The following is a 16,099-nucleotide window of genomic DNA, read 5'->3' on the forward strand; positions in this document are numbered from 1 at the left end:
ACGATGGAAAACACCAACACCCAAACGGGCGGCGACAGAACAGTTTACGTCAAAACAATTGCTGTGACCGACCTGCCGCGCGAAGTGCGTGATCAGGCCGAAGGTCTGGAGCTTCTTTACGCCGTTCATGATGCGCAAGGCCAGCAATTGGCATTGGTTGGCGACCGTAAGCTGGCTTTTACCCTCGCCCGCGAACATGATTATTCGCCTGTAATGGTACACTGACGGCCTGCGGGGGCTTTACCCCGCGGCGCATATCAGGGATTTGTAGAAGGCCGCAGGGAACTGCGGCCTTTTTTGATGTTTTGAAGGTTTCGCGATGCGTTTTGATTTCGACTGCGGCCAGGCGACGCTATCACCGGGATCGGTTTCGGCGTGCAGGGCAGGGTGATCATGTCGGGCGATGTCTGCCAGCCCGAGGCGGGTTTGCACGATGGCTGATCCGGCCATCGCGTTGTTGCCCTATGGTGGGCTGCTGGGAGCTGCGCTGGCGCAGATGCCGCTGGATGATTTGCATTGGCCGCTGGGGCGGCCTGACCGGCTGGCGCAGGGCACCGTCCGTGATCTGGCCGCGACGGATCATCTGATCGTCTACCCCAAAACTGCCATGCATTTCCAACTGCGCTGGGACACGGCGGCGCAGGTGTCGATAATGGTGGTGGAACCTGCCGGAATCCACGCGCGGCATTTGCGCCTGTTGCGCTGGACCTACCGGCGCTTTTACCGCGTGCTGACCCATAATGATGCGCTGCTGGCGGCGATCCCGAATGGCATCATGCATCCCTTTGGCACCACATGGGTCCCGGACCATGCAAGGCTGAATATCGACAAGGCGCGCAACATGTCACTGATCGCCTCGGCCAAGCGGGATACGACAGGGCATTTGTTGCGGCATGAGATGGTCGATCTGGTGCAGGCTAAGGGGCTTGACGTCGACATTCTTGGGCGCGGCTATGCGCCCTTTGCCGATAAATCTGACGGGCTGGGCCCCTACCGTTTTTCGGTAGTTATCGAAAACATCCGCGAACGGAATTACTTTACGGAGAAAATTGTCGATGCGGTTCTGTGCGAAACCGTCCCGATCTATTGGGGTTGCCCGAACATCGGCGATTTCTTTGACACCAGTGGTATGATCCTGTGCGATACGTCGGATCAGATGGCCGCCGCGATCCAGAGTGCCAATGCGGCAGGGTACGCGACCTTTGCCCCCGGCCTGCGCGCCGCCAAACCGCAGGCCGTCCATTGGGCCGATCTGGAGGGCCGCGCCGCGCGGGCCATCCGCGACAGCCTGTGAAATACAAAGCGCAGCCCCGAGGGGCTGCGCTTTGTCGTCTCGAAAAATTGATGATCAGGCGCTGATCAACCCCATGTTTTCCAGTTTCAACAGCACCTGATGGGCGCAGTTGTCTACATCGACGGATTCGGTTTCCAAAGACAGTTCCGGGTTCTGCGGAACGTCATAGGGGTCTGAAATCCCTGTGAATTCCTTGATCTTTCCTGCGCGCGCCAGCTTGTAAAGACCCTTGCGGTCGCGGCGTTCGCATTCCTCAATGCTGGTGGCTACGTGCACTTCGACAAATGCACCAAAGTTCTCGATGTCTTCGCGCACTGCGCGGCGGGTGGTCGCATAAGGCGCGATTGGCGCACAGATCGCGATGCCGCCATTCTTGGTGATCTCACTCGCCACATAGCCGATGCGCCGAATGTTCAGGTCGCGGTGTTCCTTGCTGAACCCCAGTTCGGAGCTGAGGTTTTTCCGAACGATGTCGCCATCGAGCAGCGTGACAGGACGTCCGCCCATTTCCATCAACTTGACCATCAAAGCGTTGGCGATGGTCGATTTGCCGGAGCCGGAGAAGCCGGTGAAGAACACAGTAAATCCCTGATGGGACCGCGGCGGCGAAGTGCGGCGCAATTCCTTGACCACTTCGGGAAACGAAAACCATTCGGGAATTTCCAGCCCCTCGCGCAGGCGGCGGCGCAATTCTGTCCCGGAAATGTTCAGGATCGTAACATTGTCGCGATCCTCGATCTCGTCATTGGGCTCGTACTGGGCGCGTTCCTGCACATAGACCATGTGCTTGAAATCGACCATTTCGATGCCCATTTCCTCCTGATGCTCGCGGAACAGGTCCTGCGCATCATAGGGGCCATAGAAATCTTCGCCCTTGGAGTTTTTGCCGGGTCCGGCATGGTCGCGACCCACGATAAAATGCGTGCAGCCGTGGTTCTTGCGGATCAGACCGTGCCATACCGCTTCGCGGGGGCCAGCCATGCGCATCGCAAGGTTCAACAGTGACATCGCCGTGGTGGACGCAGGATATTGACCCAACACCGCTTCGTAACAGCGCACCCGGGTAAAGTGATCAACGTCGCCCGGCTTGGTCAGGCCAACCACAGGGTGGATCAGCAGGTTTGCCTGGGCCTCGCGTGCGGCACGAAAGGTCAGTTCCTGGTGGGCGCGGTGCAACGGGTTGCGGGTTTGAAATGCCACGACCTTGCGCCAGCCCAGTTTGCGGAAATAGGCACGCAATTCGTTGGGCGTATCACGGCGGGCGCGGAAATCGTAATGCACCGGCTGCTGAATGCCCGTCACAGGACCGCCGAGATAGATTTTGCCGGCGGTGTTGTGCAGGTAATTGACCGACGGATGCGCATCGTCGTCCGCCCCGAAAACCTTCTCTGCCTCGCGCGCCTTGTTGGGTTCCCAACGATCGGTCACGGTCATGGTGGCAAGGATCACGCCCTCCTGATCACGCAACGCGATGTCTTGGCCCAACTCCAGCGAAGCGGCAAAATCCTCTGATACGTCCAGATTGATCGGCATCGGCCACAAAGCGCCATCGGCGAGACGCATGTTTTCAACAACACCATTGTAATCTTCTTCGCTCAGGAACCCTTTCAACGGGTTAAAACCACCGTTCATCAGCAGTTCCAAATCGCAAATCTGGCGTGGCGTCAGATCATGACTGATTAGATCCCCGGCTTCGTTCTTGAGCTTTTGCGCAGACTCATAAGAAACATATAGTTCTGGGATGGGGGCAAGGTTCGGCGTTTGCATCATTAATCTCACATTTGGTAAAGGGGCCTGCACCCCGCGTTGTGCGCGTCCTAGCCCTGATTTGCGGCGAGAATCAAGCGACCGGGCGGCGATTTAGAGGATTGCAGTGCAGTTGCACGTTTTTTGCAGCGCTCTGCAGGGTTTCCGGAATCAGACGCCTTCTTTGACTTCTGCCCCATAGCCTAAAGGCAATGATGTGACTTTTCCCTCATCATCGCCAGCCTCCGCCAGAAAGCGCTCTGCTTCCAGTGCGGCCATGCATCCCATTCCGGCACTGGTGACAGCCTGACGATATTTATGATCGGTCAGATCACCTGCGGCAAACACGCCAGGAATAGATGTTTCCGTGCTATCTGGCTTGGTCACAACATAGCCGCCCATGTGCGTTTCCAGCGTGTCCTTGACCAATTCATTCGCGGGCGCATGGCCAATTGCGACAAATACACCCTTGGCCGCGATATCGGTAATCTCTCCCGTTTTGGTGTGTTTGACTTTCACACCTTCAACCCCAAGCGGGTTGTCGGTGCCGTAAACCTCAACCAGTTCATGAAACCACAGCGGTTCAATCTTGGGGTTCTTCATCAGACGGTTGATCAATATTTTCTCGGCGCGCAATTCATCGCGGCGATGGACCAGCGTGACCTTGGACGCGAAATTGGTCAGAAAAAGCGCCTCTTCAACGGCCGTATTGCCGCCGCCGATCACAACAATCTCTTGGCCACGATAAAAGAAACCATCGCAGGTGGCGCAGGCAGATACACCAAAACCTTTAAATCTCTCTTCGGTCTCAAGTCCCAGCCACTTGGCGCGTGCGCCAGTAGCAAGGATCACGGCATCCGCAACATATGTGGTGCCGCTATCGCCTTTGGCATGAAACGGACGGCTCGACAGGTCAAGATCGGTGATGATGTCACCTATGATCTCGGTGCCCATCGCCTTGGCGTGGGCCTCCATGCGGACCATCAAATCAGGTCCTTGCACTTCGGTGTCACCCGGCCAGTTTTCAACTTCGGTGGTGGTGGTCAACTGGCCGCCCGGCTCTATCCCTTGCACCAGAATGGGTTCCAGCATGGCGCGGCTGGCATAGACCCCTGCGGTATATCCCGCAGGCCCGGAACCGATGATCAGAACCTTGGTTTTACGTGTTTCGGCCATCTGGCATCCCCCGAACATGATTTACAGCCCCTGTGATATAGACGCGCAGAGGCCGCGCTTAAACCCCTCGATTGAGTGGTGGTAAGAACTGACATTGGCAATAAGGATCGCCGCATTTTCCGCCTGTCCTCTCGACTCCAGAAACAATCTTGCGCAACTGCGAAACATTATTGCGCATGGCGGCGGCGCTGGTATAACAATCGTAATTTGCAGGAGAAGATTCATCATGGCTGGCACACGGCTTGATCCAATAGACCGCAAGATTCTTGCCGAACTACAGGCAGATGGCCGGATGACGAATGTCGAACTGGCAAAACGGGTCGGCATTTCGGCACCGCCCTGCCTGCGCCGCGTCCGCACACTTGAGGAACAGGGCTATATCAAAGGCTACTTCGCCGAGGTTGACGCGCGCGAGCTGGGTTTTGAAGTGCAGGTTTTTGCCATGGTCGGACTGACCAGCCAGGCCGAAGTTGACCTGAGCGCGTTTGAACAGAAGTGCCGCGACTGGCCGCTGGTTCGTGAATGTCACATGCTCAACGGTGAGGTCGATTTCATTCTTAAATGTGTGGCCCCTGATCTGAGTGGTTTTCAAAGCTTTTTGACGGGCCAATTGTTGACCACGCCAAATGTGGCCAGCGTCAAAACCAGCCTTGTGATCCGCGGTGCGAAGGATGAACCTGGCGTGCCCTTTGACGTTTTGGAACAACGCCTTGCCGCGTCGCCCTAGAGGAAAGTTTTAGAAGTTAGCGGCGTCTTGGCGCTGTCCTGTTGAAGCAGCGACCGACTAAACCTCGGAAACAGGCGCGCGTGGATGCGCCAATGGCCCGAAATCGCACACATGACCAATGCGTGGAAACATCGCTAAAAACAGACGCTGCAGATGATGCGGCAGGGTGCGCATTCCATTGACACCCGGGTGGAATGTCTCCATCTCAATACCACCTGCATGGACAGCCGCATGGCGTTCCAGACACATGTGAAACAGGCGCACCGGCGTCGGTGGAACCACCTCGATGACATTCACCCCATCCAAAAGCTCGCGAACGGGGGTCAGCATGCGCGCGGATCCCGCCCCAGATCGCAGACGATGAGGCGTATGCAGCACGCGTGCACTGGGGCCAACTGTCAGAACTGAATTGGGGCGTGACTGCCCAAAGCTGTCGGGCATAATACTTGTCAGTGGAACGCGCCGTCGGGCATCAATGGGGGAAAAACTGGTTGAGCCGAGCCAGATCAACATCGAAGGCTTGCCAGATGTCGTGTTGATCATGTCGCCCGGTTGCAGGTCTTCGATTGCTACGTCGCCATCAATTGTCTGGATCAGCGTGCCGCGGGCAAAGGCTGAAAATGCAGCGTCGAACAAAGGCAGTGCCGGGGCGATTTCCTGGCCAACATAAAGCGATCCATCGCTGCGCAATGCGGCCACTTCGAAACTGCGGGACTGAAATTGCTCTTTATCGCTCTCTTCCGCGAAGTAGCTGCGCGGTGCGGCAACGCCCGGCCTTCCAGCAGAAGCGGAGGAATTTGAATAGCGAGGGGTAGGGGCAGCAGTAAGTGTCATACAAAGACCTTTTTTCGGAAAGTCACATCCGTGTTGGCCCCCACCAGCAAGAACGGAAACAACCTAAGGTGTCATTTCTTGTTACAAAAGATGGCTCAATCGCCATCTCCTAAGACTATTGTCAAAAATCACAGATCTTTAGCACTTCATGATCTGTCAATTTGACCGATGTGTACGGCTCTGTTTCCTCAATCCATGGGATTCTTCCCACATTTCGCGCAAGGTTAAATCCCAATCCTTTGCAAACCTTTCACGAACCAACGAAAGCAGATCCTGACGCAGAGTTCATCCCGAGGGGATGAACAGGAATTAACTTCTCGTGGCTTATGCAGACTTGCGAGACTGCTCTGAGCCGTTGCGCTTTGCGATGAAAGCGGCACGGCGTGCACCGCGGGCCCAAGGCATAACTGTATCATTCTTTGCGGCTGCTGCGACGACACCTTTGATGAAGCGTGTGTTGGTTTTCATGATTCTGTTCCTCGATTTGTTTTTGTGGGCGGTTGCCCTTGCTTGAGGATGAATATGACCCGGCAATCGGGCCAGTTTTTGGCAGTTCAAAGAAAATTCTAGAAACCCGAAATAAATTTCGAGGCCATTTGTGATGGTTCTGCCTTATTTTCAAAGTCCCTTATTTTTAACAGCTTTGAACGTAATTGGTGTTCAATGGCAGCAATAAAATCTGATTGTTTCCAAGTTTAGTACGGTGGTCTTGGGCAGAAGAGCGGCAGAGATTGCCCCAATCTTGCCCAAATCAAAGGGTGATGGCGGCAATCAAACGACCATAATCTGCTTCTTTGGCATGGGTCGTGCGCCTGTAGGAATAAAACCGTTCAGGATCGCTATAGGTACAGTGCCGGGTCCACTCCGCATGTCCCACGCCCGCGGCGCGCAATCGGTTCAGACCAAAGCCGGGAAGGTCAAATTGCATCCGATCACCATCGCCCCCGGCAAAATATCGGGCATAAGCGGGGTCTTCGGCCAAAAAGGCATCGATAAATTCTGGGCCAACTTCATAGGCACGTTGGCTGATTGAGGGGCCTATGACTGCACTGATGTTTGCACGGATCGCACCAAGCGCCACCATCGCGTCCACTGTCGCGGTCAATATGCCATCAAGCGTACCGCGCCACCCGGCATGAGCCGCGCCAATCACACCGGCCTCGGCATCTGCAAAAAGCACGGGCTGGCAATCTGCCGTCAGCACGGACAGGGCCAAGCCCGGCGTCCGGGTGACCAAAGCGTCGGCGCGTGGTTTTTCGGTCAATGGTTCAGTGGCGGTTACAACCTTTGCTGAATGCACCTGATGAACACCCAACAGGTGGTCCGGGGCAACCCCCATAGCGTCAGCGACACGCGCGCGGTTGATCTCAACGACTTCACGCTGATCCGTGCTGCCTGTGCCGCAGTTCAACCCGGCATACACACCCGATGACGCGCCGCCACGGCGGGTAAAGAACCCGTGTCTCAGAGGTGTCAGCGCATCAGAAGTGAGAATTTCAAGCGTCATGGCTCCAATCCCGGTGGGGGCATTTTGCCATTTTGGTAAAGCCCCAGCACTTTGAACAGGTTTCCCATTTCTGAGGGATGCGTCAACCGCCGATGTGCAGTCACATGCGCATCAAGCGCGGTTCCATCCAATGCTGCGGCAAGTTTCTGGGCGCGGTCCGTGATGCCGAGGCGTTCCAGAAACACACCCTGCGGGGTCAGCTTGGAAAAGCGGGCGGGTACCGCTGCTTGTGCCAGAGCCTCGAAATCAACATGCGCGGTCAAATCGGCATTGCCCGGATCCACCAAAGGATCGACGGTTTCATGAGTTTTGAGCGCCTGAAACGTATCCCCCAGAGACCGCCAATCGCCGTAATCCACAATCAAAGCCGCCCCTCCGTAGGTGTCGACGCGGGTGGCAATATCGGAGATCACGGTCGTCGCTGCCGCGCAGGTTTCAACCACATCCCCGTCACGAGTATCTTCCAGTCGGTGGGCAAGAAAGGGTTGGGGCAAGGCGGGGCCAAGCCCCATGTGCAATGCGCCGCCCTTTACACCGACCTGCCGTTCGCGCCACTGTGCGCCCGCGCGCACAAATTGTCGGATGGGCAGCGCGTCAAAGAATTCGTTCGCGATGAGATAAAGTGGGGCATCCGGTAATTGGGCGGTGCCATTGATCCAGCCGACGTCATAGCTGCTCAAGGCCTTGCGCTGCTGTTCCTGCAAGATGGGGGAGGCCTCAACCAGCACGATATGTGCAGCGTCCAGAAACCCCGGCACAGCCCGACAAGCCCGCAATGCATCAGCCATCAACGTGCCGCGCCCCGGCCCCAGTTCTGCAAGTGTGAACCTGTCTGGTGCGCCGTTCGTCAGCCATGTCTGCGCCAGACAAAGCCCAATGAGTTCACCAAACATCTGGTTGATCTCAGGGGCCGTAATGAAATCACCTGTTTGGCCAAACGGTTGCCGGGTCGTGTAATACCCCTTGGTCGGGTGCAGCAGGCAGGTGGCCATAAAGTGATCCAGCCGCATCGGCCCCTCGGCCATGATGCGCGTGATGATATGATCGCGCAGCGTCATTCCGCGCGGCGTGCACGCACAATCAGGAAGGCACCGACAGCCATCATCGGCAAACACAGGATTTGTCCCATGGTCAGCCCGTAACCGCTCATGTGCCAGGCAAGGCCAAGCGGATTGCCGTCACTGATAAACTGCGCGTCGGGCTGGCGTACAAATTCAACGAGGAACCGCGCAATGCCATAGCCGGCCAGGAAAGTACCGCCGATCAGCCCTTCTCGCTTAAGCGCCCCACGCCGCCACGCCATCCAGACCAGCAGCCCACCAAGCACCAGCCCTTCAAGCAAAGCTTCATAAAGTTGCGAGGGGTGGCGTGCGCAGATGCCTTCAACCGCCGGACAAAACTGGGCCGCCTCTGTTGGAAATGCGACACCCCACGGCACATTTGTGGCGCGCCCCCAAAGCTCTGCATTGATGAAATTGGCGACACGCCCCAAAAACAGGCCCGGTGCAAGACCAAGACAGACCATATCGCCTGTCGAAACCTTTGGGATCTTGTGACGGTACGTATAGTACAAGCCCGCCACAATCACGCCTATGGCTCCGCCATGAAACGACATGCCGCCTTGCCAAAGCTTGAGGATTTGCAATGGGTTCGACAGGTAAAAGCCGGGTTGATAAAACAACACATACCCCAAACGCCCACCAAGGATGACACCCAGGATCACCCAGAACAGCAGGTCCTCGACCTGTTGTGCGCTCATCACAGGTTGGTCGTTTTTCCAAAGCCGGGGAGTGCGCACTGCGCGCACCACCAATCGCCACCCCAATATGATGCCAACGATATAGGCCAGCGCGTACCAACGCAGCGCAAATGTCATGCCAAATACAGAGATTTCAAAAATCTCGGGCGAAATGTCGGGAAAAGGGAGCAACGCTATCATGTGGTTGATTGACCCTGACATTGCAGGGAAGTCAACCTTGCGGGAACGCGAAAGAGACACCATATAGTGATCAACAGCAGACACCGGAGACCAGACATGCAAACCCGTAACAAGTTCTTAGATGACGTTTCGAAAATGATGACCAACGCGATGGGTGTCGCGCAAGGTGCCAAGGACGAGGCCGAAACCGCATTCAAGGGGATGATGGACCGTTGGCTGTCGGACCGCGATTTTGTCTCCCGCGAAGAATTTGACGCGGTGCGCGCGATGGCTCAAAAAGCGCGCGAAGAAAACGAGGCGCTGAAGGCGCGGCTGGATGCGTTGGACGCCAAAAACGGCTGAGCTTTTTCGACGTTTTGGATTTATGAACGGCGGCATGTAACCGCCGCTGATACGTCTGTTGTTCGTCCAATGTGATCCCATTGAGACAAAAAAGCGGGTCTCGGGTGCTAAACTTGGCGTCTGGTCTCATTTCGTCCACAACATATTGCAGTTATCCCCTACCAAATGTGGTTATCCCCAAGAAAGGGGGTTGCCACAATCGCAGCTAACCCGCACCATATCTGGTATAGGGGGGTGGTTTGCCCCACGCCCTATAGTACAGGCACCCAAGTCTGGTGGCGCAACGCGGCCGAGGCTGGGAATAAAAAAGAGGTGGCGAAATGGCCCTGACCGAGCAGTACCTTGAAGACGACATCCATCCCATTGATATTGTTGAGCATTTGGCCGCGCATCATGAATGGGATTTCGACCGCATTTCTGATGAACAGATTGCCATGGCTGTTGAAGGCCAATGGCGGACGTATTCGATCACCCTCGCGTGGTCGGCTTTTGACGAGACCCTGCGTCTGATCTGCACCTTCGAGATGGAGCCGCCGACAGAAAAGCTGCCCAAACTTTACGAATTGCTCAATTCAGTGAATGATCAATGCTGGGCAGGCGCGTTCACCTATTGGGCCGAACAAAAGCTGATGGTCTATCGCTACGGTCTGGTGCTGGCCGGCGGGCAGGATGCCTCGCCTGAGCAAATCGATACCATGATCGGTGCGGCAGTGATGAGTGCGGAGCGGTATTATCCCGCAATACAGCTTTTGGTCTGGGGCGATCAAACGCCCAAACAGGCCCTTCAGGTCGCCATTGCAGAGGCCTACGGCCACGCGTAACACTTTGCCCTGAGAAAGTTGTTTCAGGGGATATGCGATGAAAAACAGCCGAATTGCGGCCGAGGGACTGGTTCTGCTGGGCTGCGGCAAGATGGGGTCAGCGATGTTGGCCGGTTGGCTGGCACGGGGCCTGCCCGCATCATCTGTCTGGGTGATCGACCCCCATCCATCAGACTGGTTGCAGGGGCAGGGTGTGCACCTGAACACCACATTGCCTGTCAAACCCGCGATCGTTCTGGTGGCGGTCAAGCCACAGATGATGGCCGACGCGCTGCCCACGCTGAAAATGATGGGCAATGACACCACATTGTTTGTCAGTGTCGCCGCAGGCATCACAATCAGCTATTTTGAGCAGACTTTGGGAGCACAGACCCCGATTGTGCGCGCCATGCCCAACACGCCGGCGGCGATTTCCCAAGGCATCACAGCAATCGTCGCCAATGCAGCGGCAGGTCCAAAAGCGTTGGACGAGGCTGAGGCGTTGCTCAGTGCGGTTGGTGATGTCGTTCGGCTTGATGCGGAAGCGCAGATTGATGCGGTCACCGGGGTCAGCGGGTCGGGTCCGGCCTATGTGTTTCATATGATCGAAACCATGGCTGCGGCTGGTGTGGCGCAGGGGCTTCCGGCTGACCTGTCGATGCAATTGGCCAAGGCAACCGTCGCAGGTGCCGGGGCGCTGGCTCTGCAATCGGACGAAACGCCGTCACAGTTGCGCATCAATGTAACCAGCCCCAATGGAACGACCCAGGCGGCATTAGAGGTACTGATGGACGAAGTTGATGGATTTCCAGCCCTTTTGAAGCGGGCCGTAAAAGCCGCAACCGACCGCTCAAGGGAGCTTGCCGGTGGCTGAACTGAATTTTGATGATTTTCTGAAAGTCGATATTCGTGTGGGGACCGTCACCAAGGCAGAGCCTTTTCCCGAAGCACGCAAGCCAGCGATCAAGCTTTGGATCGATTTTGGCGCGCCCCTTGGTGTGCGCAAAACCTCCGCCCAGATCACGGCACATTATGAACCTGAGACCCTGATAGGGAGGCAGGTGATTGCCGTGGTGAACTTCCCGCCACGCCAGATCGGCCCCTTTATGTCCGAGGTTCTGGTGCTTGGTGTACCAGATCAGGACGGCGAAATTGTTCTGCTGGCACCAGATCAAATCGTGCCAGATGGAGGGCGGATGCATTGACAAAGATATTGGTAACGAGGCCCTTGCCGCCAGAGGTCACAACAAAACTTGATGGGTTCGACCTTACTGTGCGGCCAGAGACGGGGCCGCTTAGCGATGATGAATTGCGCGCAGCACTGCGTGAATTCGATGGTGTGCTGCCGACCCTTGGGGACGCTTTCTCGGCGCATGTATTCGCAGATGTACCTGAGCCTCGCTGCCGGATCCTGGCCAACTTTGGCGTCGGCTATAACCACATTAACGCCACTGCCGCACGATCCGCCGGTCTTGTTGTGACCAACACCCCCGGTGCCGTCACGGACGCCACCGCAGACATCGCAATGACCCTGATGCTCATGAGCGCAAGGCGCGCTGCCGAAGGTGACCGTCTGGTCCGCTCGGGTCAATGGGAAGGATGGCACCCCACACAGATGTTGGGCCTGCATTTGACTGGCAAGACCGTGGGTATTGTTGGCATGGGCCGTATCGGCCAGGCGATTGCCCGGCGCTGTCATTATGGCTTTGGCATGAAGGTCATGTATTTTAACCGCAGCGATAAAACTGTTGAGTTTCCGGCAGTAACCACACCGGATTTGGCGCGCCTTGCAGGTGCTGTCGACATCATGGTCGCCGCCGTTCCAGGCAGCCCCGAAACACGGCACCTGATCAACGCGGACATCCTGTCAGCGATGCAACCGCATGCGCATCTGATCAACATCTCACGCGGCGATGTGGTTGAGGAGGCCGCATTGATCGTCGCCTTGCAAGCCAAACAGATCGGCGGTGCAGGGCTCGATGTCTATGAATTTGAACCAGCTGTACCAAGCGCATTGCGCGCTTTGGATAACGTCGTGTTGTTGCCGCATCTGGGGACCGCAGCACTTGAGGTCCGCGTCGATATGGGGTTGATGGCTGTCGACAATCTCAAAGCGTTCTTTGCCGGGCAAACACCGCCGAACACGGTCTAGGTATCGCCCACGGCCTCGCGCCAATGTCTGCGGCACAAAGACAGGTAGGTTTCATTTCCGCCGATCTGAACCTGCGCCCCGTCGCGTAGCGCCGTTCCGTTTGCATCGAACCGCACAACCATCGTCGCCTTCTTGCCGCAGTGGCATATTGTGCGAACCTCCCGCATCTCGTCACACAGGGCCAGCAAGGTGGCTGATCCGGGAAACAACATGCCGCGAAAATCGACGCGGAGGCCAAAACACATCACCGGCACGCCCAGATCGTCCACGGCGCGGGCCAGCTGCCAGACCTGCTCAGGTTCCAAAAATTGCGCCTCGTCAATAAAGACACACGCGCAGGGACCTGCTGCGAGGCGGTTCTTGATCTTGGCGAACAGGTCTTCACCTGCGGCGAATGTATCGGCCTCTTGCCCGATCCCTATTCGGGACGCGATGCGCCCTTCTCCTGCGCGTTTGTCAAACTGTGCTGTCAACAAATACGGCACCATGCCGCGTTCGACATAGTTATGGGCCGCCTGCAGCAGCACCGTCGACTTGCCAGCGTTCATGGTTGAGTAATGAAAATACAGTTTTGCCATGGTCTTGGTCTATCGCCACAATTGCAGCGCGATCAAGACCTCAAGTACTGGAGGGTTCGTGCAATCTGCTGCCGAACACCGGCCTGTGGCCCCCCGGCTCCACAGAAAAGCACGAACCCCACCCAATACCGCACTAGGGGAAAGCGGTCACTGATACCTCCTGCCAAAAGCGGCAGGAGTGATTAATGAATGACATTTCCAATCTCAGCGATTAATGGGAAAACCTAAGAGCCTTTCCCCCAAGTAACCTATAGGGGAAGGTGCAGTAGCGATTGGGATTATATTATGGCTGGAATCGGCAGTTATCTGAAAAAGCACACCGAGGCTTTGGTCAAAGATGTTGGGATCGAGACGGCCTGTGCTTTGACTGGCAAGTCAAAGGCGACCCTTGGCCGATACTACTCTGACAACGACGAACACTCTGACCGCTTTATGCCAATTGATGCGGTTGCCCTGCTTGAAGAGGCATCCAGCTATCCTCACGTCACAGCAGCCCTCGCCGAGTTAAAGGGGATCGGTCTTAAGTATGATGACCGCCGCCCGAATGCTGACCGCAAAGGTGGTGTGAATTCGGACGTGATTGCCCTGAGCCAGCGCTTCGCGATGCTGATGGCCGAATACCAGCAATCCATGGAAGACGGTCGCATCACCGTCAACGAAGCCAAGCGGTTGTTGAAAGAAACAACCGGTTTGCAGCAGATCTTGATCGATATGAAGCTTAATCTGGAAGAAGAGAGTGGCTGATACATTCCCGGCTCTCGACCCTGCGTCGCTGCATGAAATAGATGTAACCGCACTCAAAGCGCACGATGACCCAGGCCACAAACCCCGCATTCTACTCCTTTACGGATCTTTGAGAGAGGTAAGTTATTCTCGCAAAGCGGCGCTTGAGGCGGCGCGCATTCTGCGGCTTTTGGGATGTGAGACCAAGGTGTTTGATCCCACCGGCCTGCCGTTGCCAGACGGCGCGGAACCAGAGCACCCGAAGGTCGCCGAATTGCGCGAACTGGCGGTGTGGTCAGAGGGCATGGTATGGTCAAGCCCGGAGCGTCACGGCGCGATGACGGCGATCATGAAAGCCCAGATTGATTGGTTGCCACTGTCCCTCAAAGGGGGGATCAGGCCGACCCAGGGCAAGACATTGGCCGTCATGCAGGTCAGCGGCGGGTCGCAATCATTCAACGCGGTCAATCAAATGCGCATTCTGGGACGTTGGATGCGGATGGTGACAATCCCCAATCAATCCAGCCTGCCCAAAGCGTGGCTGGAATTTGACAGCGAAGGACGTTTGCCGAAGGGACCGTATTACAACCGGATCGTCGATGTTATGGAAGAGCTGGTGAAATTCACGTGGCTGGTGCGGGGACGTGCAGACTATTTGGTCGATCGCTATTCAGAGCGGGTTGAGACGGCCGAAGAGGTTCATAATCGGGTGTCGGCAAAAACGCCTTAAGCGTGGCGTTGCAGCAATACAGACCCCACAGAATATCCCGCGCCAAACGAACAAATCAGCCCCAGATCACCGTCCTTGAGATCGTCGGAATATTTTGAAAACGCGATGATCGACCCGGCAGAGGATGTGTTGGCGTAGTCCTGCAGGATGTTGGGCTGTTCTTCTGGTTCTGGCGTGCGGCCCAAGACTTTGCGCCCGATAAAGTCGTTCATGGATTTATTCGCCTGATGCAACCAAAGCCTTTTCAAATCATCGGCTTGCACGCCGCTTCCGTCCAGATGGCCCGCGATGTGATCGGCGACGAGGGGCAGCACTTCTTTAAATACCTTACGGCCATTTTGCATGAATTGCATGTCGCGGCGGTCGCGCATCCCGTCGGGGCGTGATCGGCGTAAATAGCCATTGTTGTTGCGAATGTTGTTCGAAAAAGTGGTCGCGCAACGGGTTGATTTAATCTCAAAATACGCGCCCTTGGCGTCCTGTGCGCGCTCAATCAGCGTTGCGGTGGCCACATCACCAAAGATGAAATGACAATCTCGGTCCCGCCATTCCAGATGGGCTGAACAAATTTCAGGATTGACCACCAATGCAGAGCGGATCGACCCGGATCGCACCATGTCAGCAGCGGCCTGAATGCCGAAGGTGGCAGACGAACAGGCGACGTTCATGTCAAAGGCAAACCCCTGACTTTGCAACTGGTCCTGAATTTCGATGGCAATCGCGGGATAGGCGCGTTCCAAATTGGAACAGGCGCAGATCACCGCATCCACGTCCGCCGCTGTTTTGCCCGCCTGTGCCAATGCCTTATGTGCCGCATCCAGCGCCATTTCCGCCATCAGACTGGGTTCATCATCGGAGCGCTGACGCAACAATGGGTGCATCACGTGGGGGTCAAGAATTCCTTTTTTATCAATGACATAGCGTTGATTTATCCCCGACGCTTTGACGATAAAGTCCTCGGACGAATACTCCTTGGCCGCCACGTCACCCGATGCGATTGCGCTTGCGTGTTCCGCATTGAACAGATCGACATAGCCGTTGAAGGCCGTGACCAACTCGGCATTTGTGATGACCTGATCCGGCGTGAAAACGCCCGTGCCTGTGATCGCGGGTGTGTGCATTTTATGACCTCCTTCGGCGTGCGCTGATTTGGGGGCAAGCGGGGGCGAAGGTCAAGGGAAGCGGCCAATTGGGCACGTCTGTATCACGTCGGTATGGCGTCTGTGCGTGTGTCGCCTACCCGCGCGGCACTGAATAAAGGATATACCCGTCCTGCCGCGCAACTTCCTGAGCGCCCGAGTCGGTTACGAACACCCCGAGATTTTCAAGGTCTTCGGGACAGCCGACCAGATCGGCGGTGTGGTCAAGATATTCGGCAGTCTCCGAGGATTCCCCAAGCCGGCGGCAGGCGTCGCCCTTGAAACGATAGCCATCACCAAAGAACGGCAGAGAGCTGGTGACGGGCGCAGGCTCCGGGGCGCAGGCAGTGAGGGCAAGCAGGGCAGCGGGAATGAGAAGGCGCATGGAATGGTTCCTTTTTTAAATAATAGC

Annotated in this window: 20 protein-coding genes; 10 read left to right on the forward strand and 10 right to left on the reverse strand. The window is 56.4% G+C overall.

Annotated features, from left to right (window positions below):
* Positions 1 to 3: 3 nt before the first annotated feature.
* Positions 4 to 225: a DUF1150 family protein gene (locus C1J02_RS03770; RefSeq protein ID WP_114877286.1), complete on the forward strand. Its 222-nt coding sequence runs from the start codon at positions 4 to 6 to the stop codon at positions 223 to 225.
* A gap of 208 nt (positions 226 to 433) precedes the next feature.
* Positions 434 to 1,294: a glycosyltransferase family 10 gene (locus tag C1J02_RS03780; protein WP_114877290.1), complete on the forward strand. Its 861-nt coding sequence runs from the start codon at positions 434 to 436 to the stop codon at positions 1,292 to 1,294.
* Between the two features lie 54 nt (positions 1,295 to 1,348).
* Here C1J02_RS03780 and C1J02_RS03785 read toward each other — a convergent pair whose 3' ends face one another.
* Both C1J02_RS03785 and trxB read right to left on the reverse strand, forming a co-directional pair.
* On the reverse strand, positions 1,349 to 3,064 hold the full coding sequence (locus C1J02_RS03785; RefSeq protein WP_114877292.1) for a bifunctional sulfate adenylyltransferase/adenylylsulfate kinase: 1,716 nt from the start codon (positions 3,062 to 3,064) through the stop codon (positions 1,349 to 1,351).
* 147 nt (positions 3,065 to 3,211) lie between these two features.
* Entirely contained in the window at positions 3,212 to 4,216 is a 1,005-nt protein-coding gene (trxB, locus tag C1J02_RS03790; RefSeq protein WP_114877294.1) for a thioredoxin-disulfide reductase, read from the reverse strand.
* A 226-nt stretch (positions 4,217 to 4,442) separates the two neighbouring features.
* On the opposite strand from trxB, the gene C1J02_RS03800 reads away from it, so the two are divergent.
* Positions 4,443 to 4,943, forward strand: a complete 501-nt coding sequence (locus C1J02_RS03800) for an Lrp/AsnC family transcriptional regulator (protein ID WP_114877298.1) — start codon at positions 4,443 to 4,445, stop codon at positions 4,941 to 4,943.
* Positions 4,944 to 5,000: 57 nt separating this feature from the next.
* On the opposite strand, the gene C1J02_RS03805 is transcribed toward C1J02_RS03800, so the two are convergent.
* The 5 genes from C1J02_RS03805 to lgt form a co-directional block, all read right to left on the reverse strand.
* Positions 5,001 to 5,777: a Hint domain-containing protein gene (locus tag C1J02_RS03805; RefSeq protein WP_114877300.1), complete on the reverse strand. Its 777-nt coding sequence runs from the start codon at positions 5,775 to 5,777 to the stop codon at positions 5,001 to 5,003.
* Positions 5,778 to 6,101: 324 nt separating this feature from the next.
* Positions 6,102 to 6,245: a hypothetical protein gene (locus C1J02_RS21020; RefSeq protein WP_205389856.1), complete on the reverse strand. Its 144-nt coding sequence runs from the start codon at positions 6,243 to 6,245 to the stop codon at positions 6,102 to 6,104.
* Positions 6,246 to 6,528: 283 nt separating this feature from the next.
* Entirely contained in the window at positions 6,529 to 7,284 is a 756-nt protein-coding gene (gene pgeF / locus C1J02_RS03810; protein WP_114877302.1) for a peptidoglycan editing factor PgeF, read from the reverse strand.
* Entirely contained in the window at positions 7,281 to 8,342 is a 1,062-nt protein-coding gene (locus C1J02_RS03815) for a class I SAM-dependent methyltransferase (protein WP_114877304.1), read from the reverse strand. Before C1J02_RS03815 ends, pgeF begins: the two co-directional genes overlap by 4 nt.
* Positions 8,339 to 9,223 (reverse strand): prolipoprotein diacylglyceryl transferase, encoded by an 885-nt coding sequence (gene lgt, locus C1J02_RS03820; protein WP_114880353.1) that lies wholly within the window; start codon positions 9,221 to 9,223, stop codon positions 8,339 to 8,341. The genes C1J02_RS03815 and lgt overlap by 4 nt, the downstream gene beginning before the upstream one ends.
* 96 nt (positions 9,224 to 9,319) lie before the next feature.
* Here lgt and C1J02_RS03825 point away from each other — a divergent pair, with 96 nt between their 5' ends.
* The 5 genes from C1J02_RS03825 to C1J02_RS03845 all read left to right on the forward strand — a co-directional run bounded on the left by C1J02_RS03825 (position 9,320) and on the right by C1J02_RS03845 (position 12,517).
* Positions 9,320 to 9,565, forward strand: a complete 246-nt coding sequence (locus C1J02_RS03825; RefSeq protein ID WP_114877306.1) for an accessory factor UbiK family protein — start codon at positions 9,320 to 9,322, stop codon at positions 9,563 to 9,565.
* A gap of 320 nt (positions 9,566 to 9,885) precedes the next feature.
* On the forward strand, positions 9,886 to 10,386 hold the full coding sequence (locus C1J02_RS03830) for a YbjN domain-containing protein (RefSeq protein ID WP_114877308.1): 501 nt from the start codon (positions 9,886 to 9,888) through the stop codon (positions 10,384 to 10,386).
* Between the two features lie 37 nt (positions 10,387 to 10,423).
* Positions 10,424 to 11,239, forward strand: coding sequence for a pyrroline-5-carboxylate reductase (gene proC / locus C1J02_RS03835; RefSeq protein WP_114877310.1), 816 nt, complete (start codon positions 10,424 to 10,426; stop codon positions 11,237 to 11,239).
* Positions 11,232 to 11,570 carry a tRNA-binding protein gene (locus C1J02_RS03840; RefSeq protein WP_114877312.1) on the forward strand — a complete coding sequence of 113 codons (339 nt, stop codon included), beginning with the start codon at positions 11,232 to 11,234 and terminating at the stop codon, positions 11,568 to 11,570. Before proC ends, C1J02_RS03840 begins: the two co-directional genes overlap by 8 nt.
* Positions 11,567 to 12,517 carry a D-glycerate dehydrogenase gene (locus tag C1J02_RS03845; protein WP_114877314.1) on the forward strand — a complete coding sequence of 317 codons (951 nt, stop codon included), beginning with the start codon at positions 11,567 to 11,569 and terminating at the stop codon, positions 12,515 to 12,517. Before C1J02_RS03840 ends, C1J02_RS03845 begins: the two co-directional genes overlap by 4 nt.
* On the opposite strand, the gene C1J02_RS03850 is transcribed toward C1J02_RS03845, so the two are convergent.
* Entirely contained in the window at positions 12,514 to 13,095 is a 582-nt protein-coding gene (locus tag C1J02_RS03850) for a thymidine kinase (RefSeq protein WP_114877316.1), read from the reverse strand. The two genes, C1J02_RS03845 and C1J02_RS03850, sit on opposite strands and share 4 nt — an antisense overlap.
* Positions 13,096 to 13,380: 285 nt before the next feature.
* Here C1J02_RS03850 and C1J02_RS03855 point away from each other — a divergent pair, with 285 nt between their 5' ends.
* Positions 13,381 to 13,839 carry a hypothetical protein gene (locus tag C1J02_RS03855; RefSeq protein WP_114877318.1) on the forward strand — a complete coding sequence of 153 codons (459 nt, stop codon included), beginning with the start codon at positions 13,381 to 13,383 and terminating at the stop codon, positions 13,837 to 13,839.
* Positions 13,832 to 14,548 (forward strand): arsenical resistance protein ArsH, encoded by a 717-nt coding sequence (gene arsH, locus C1J02_RS03860; protein WP_302622760.1) that lies wholly within the window; start codon positions 13,832 to 13,834, stop codon positions 14,546 to 14,548. Before C1J02_RS03855 ends, arsH begins: the two co-directional genes overlap by 8 nt.
* Here the strand turns inward: arsH and C1J02_RS03865 are convergent.
* Both C1J02_RS03865 and C1J02_RS03870 read right to left on the reverse strand, forming a co-directional pair.
* Positions 14,545 to 15,669 (reverse strand): beta-ketoacyl-ACP synthase III, encoded by a 1,125-nt coding sequence (locus C1J02_RS03865; protein ID WP_114877322.1) that lies wholly within the window; start codon positions 15,667 to 15,669, stop codon positions 14,545 to 14,547. The genes arsH and C1J02_RS03865 overlap by 4 nt on opposite strands.
* A gap of 115 nt (positions 15,670 to 15,784) precedes the next feature.
* Positions 15,785 to 16,072 (reverse strand): hypothetical protein, encoded by a 288-nt coding sequence (locus C1J02_RS03870; protein WP_114877324.1) that lies wholly within the window; start codon positions 16,070 to 16,072, stop codon positions 15,785 to 15,787.
* Positions 16,073 to 16,099 lie beyond the last annotated feature (27 nt).

Source organism: Sulfitobacter sp. SK011 (genome assembly GCF_003352065.1).
In the GTDB taxonomy this organism is placed as follows: domain Bacteria; phylum Pseudomonadota; class Alphaproteobacteria; order Rhodobacterales; family Rhodobacteraceae; genus Sulfitobacter.

What these genes read in the sequence shown, in the direction of transcription:
- C1J02_RS03870 (WP_114877324.1), bottom strand. Translation starts at nt 16,072, where the DNA reads ATGCGCCTTCTCATTCCCGCTGCCCTGCTTGCCCTCACTGCCTGCGCC.
- C1J02_RS03850 (WP_114877316.1), bottom strand. Translation starts at nt 13,095, where the DNA reads ATGGCAAAACTGTATTTTCATTACTCAACCATGAACGCTGGCAAGTCG.
- lgt (WP_114880353.1), bottom strand. Translation starts at nt 9,223, where the DNA reads ATGATAGCGTTGCTCCCTTTTCCCGACATTTCGCCCGAGATTTTTGAA.
- C1J02_RS03865 (WP_114877322.1), bottom strand. Translation starts at nt 15,669, where the DNA reads ATGCACACACCCGCGATCACAGGCACGGGCGTTTTCACGCCGGATCAG.
- C1J02_RS03780 (WP_114877290.1), top strand. Translation starts at nt 434, where the DNA reads ATGGCTGATCCGGCCATCGCGTTGTTGCCCTATGGTGGGCTGCTGGGA.
- C1J02_RS21020 (WP_205389856.1), bottom strand. Translation starts at nt 6,245, where the DNA reads ATGAAAACCAACACACGCTTCATCAAAGGTGTCGTCGCAGCAGCCGCA.
- pgeF (WP_114877302.1), bottom strand. Translation starts at nt 7,284, where the DNA reads ATGACGCTTGAAATTCTCACTTCTGATGCGCTGACACCTCTGAGACAC.
- C1J02_RS03800 (WP_114877298.1), top strand. Translation starts at nt 4,443, where the DNA reads ATGGCTGGCACACGGCTTGATCCAATAGACCGCAAGATTCTTGCCGAA.
- C1J02_RS03815 (WP_114877304.1), bottom strand. Translation starts at nt 8,342, where the DNA reads ATGACGCTGCGCGATCATATCATCACGCGCATCATGGCCGAGGGGCCG.
- C1J02_RS03805 (WP_114877300.1), bottom strand. Translation starts at nt 5,777, where the DNA reads ATGACACTTACTGCTGCCCCTACCCCTCGCTATTCAAATTCCTCCGCT.
- proC (WP_114877310.1), top strand. Translation starts at nt 10,424, where the DNA reads ATGAAAAACAGCCGAATTGCGGCCGAGGGACTGGTTCTGCTGGGCTGC.
- C1J02_RS03785 (WP_114877292.1), bottom strand. Translation starts at nt 3,064, where the DNA reads ATGATGCAAACGCCGAACCTTGCCCCCATCCCAGAACTATATGTTTCT.
- C1J02_RS03855 (WP_114877318.1), top strand. Translation starts at nt 13,381, where the DNA reads ATGGCTGGAATCGGCAGTTATCTGAAAAAGCACACCGAGGCTTTGGTC.
- C1J02_RS03830 (WP_114877308.1), top strand. Translation starts at nt 9,886, where the DNA reads ATGGCCCTGACCGAGCAGTACCTTGAAGACGACATCCATCCCATTGAT.
- C1J02_RS03770 (WP_114877286.1), top strand. Translation starts at nt 4, where the DNA reads ATGGAAAACACCAACACCCAAACGGGCGGCGACAGAACAGTTTACGTC.
- trxB (WP_114877294.1), bottom strand. Translation starts at nt 4,216, where the DNA reads ATGGCCGAAACACGTAAAACCAAGGTTCTGATCATCGGTTCCGGGCCT.
- C1J02_RS03825 (WP_114877306.1), top strand. Translation starts at nt 9,320, where the DNA reads ATGCAAACCCGTAACAAGTTCTTAGATGACGTTTCGAAAATGATGACC.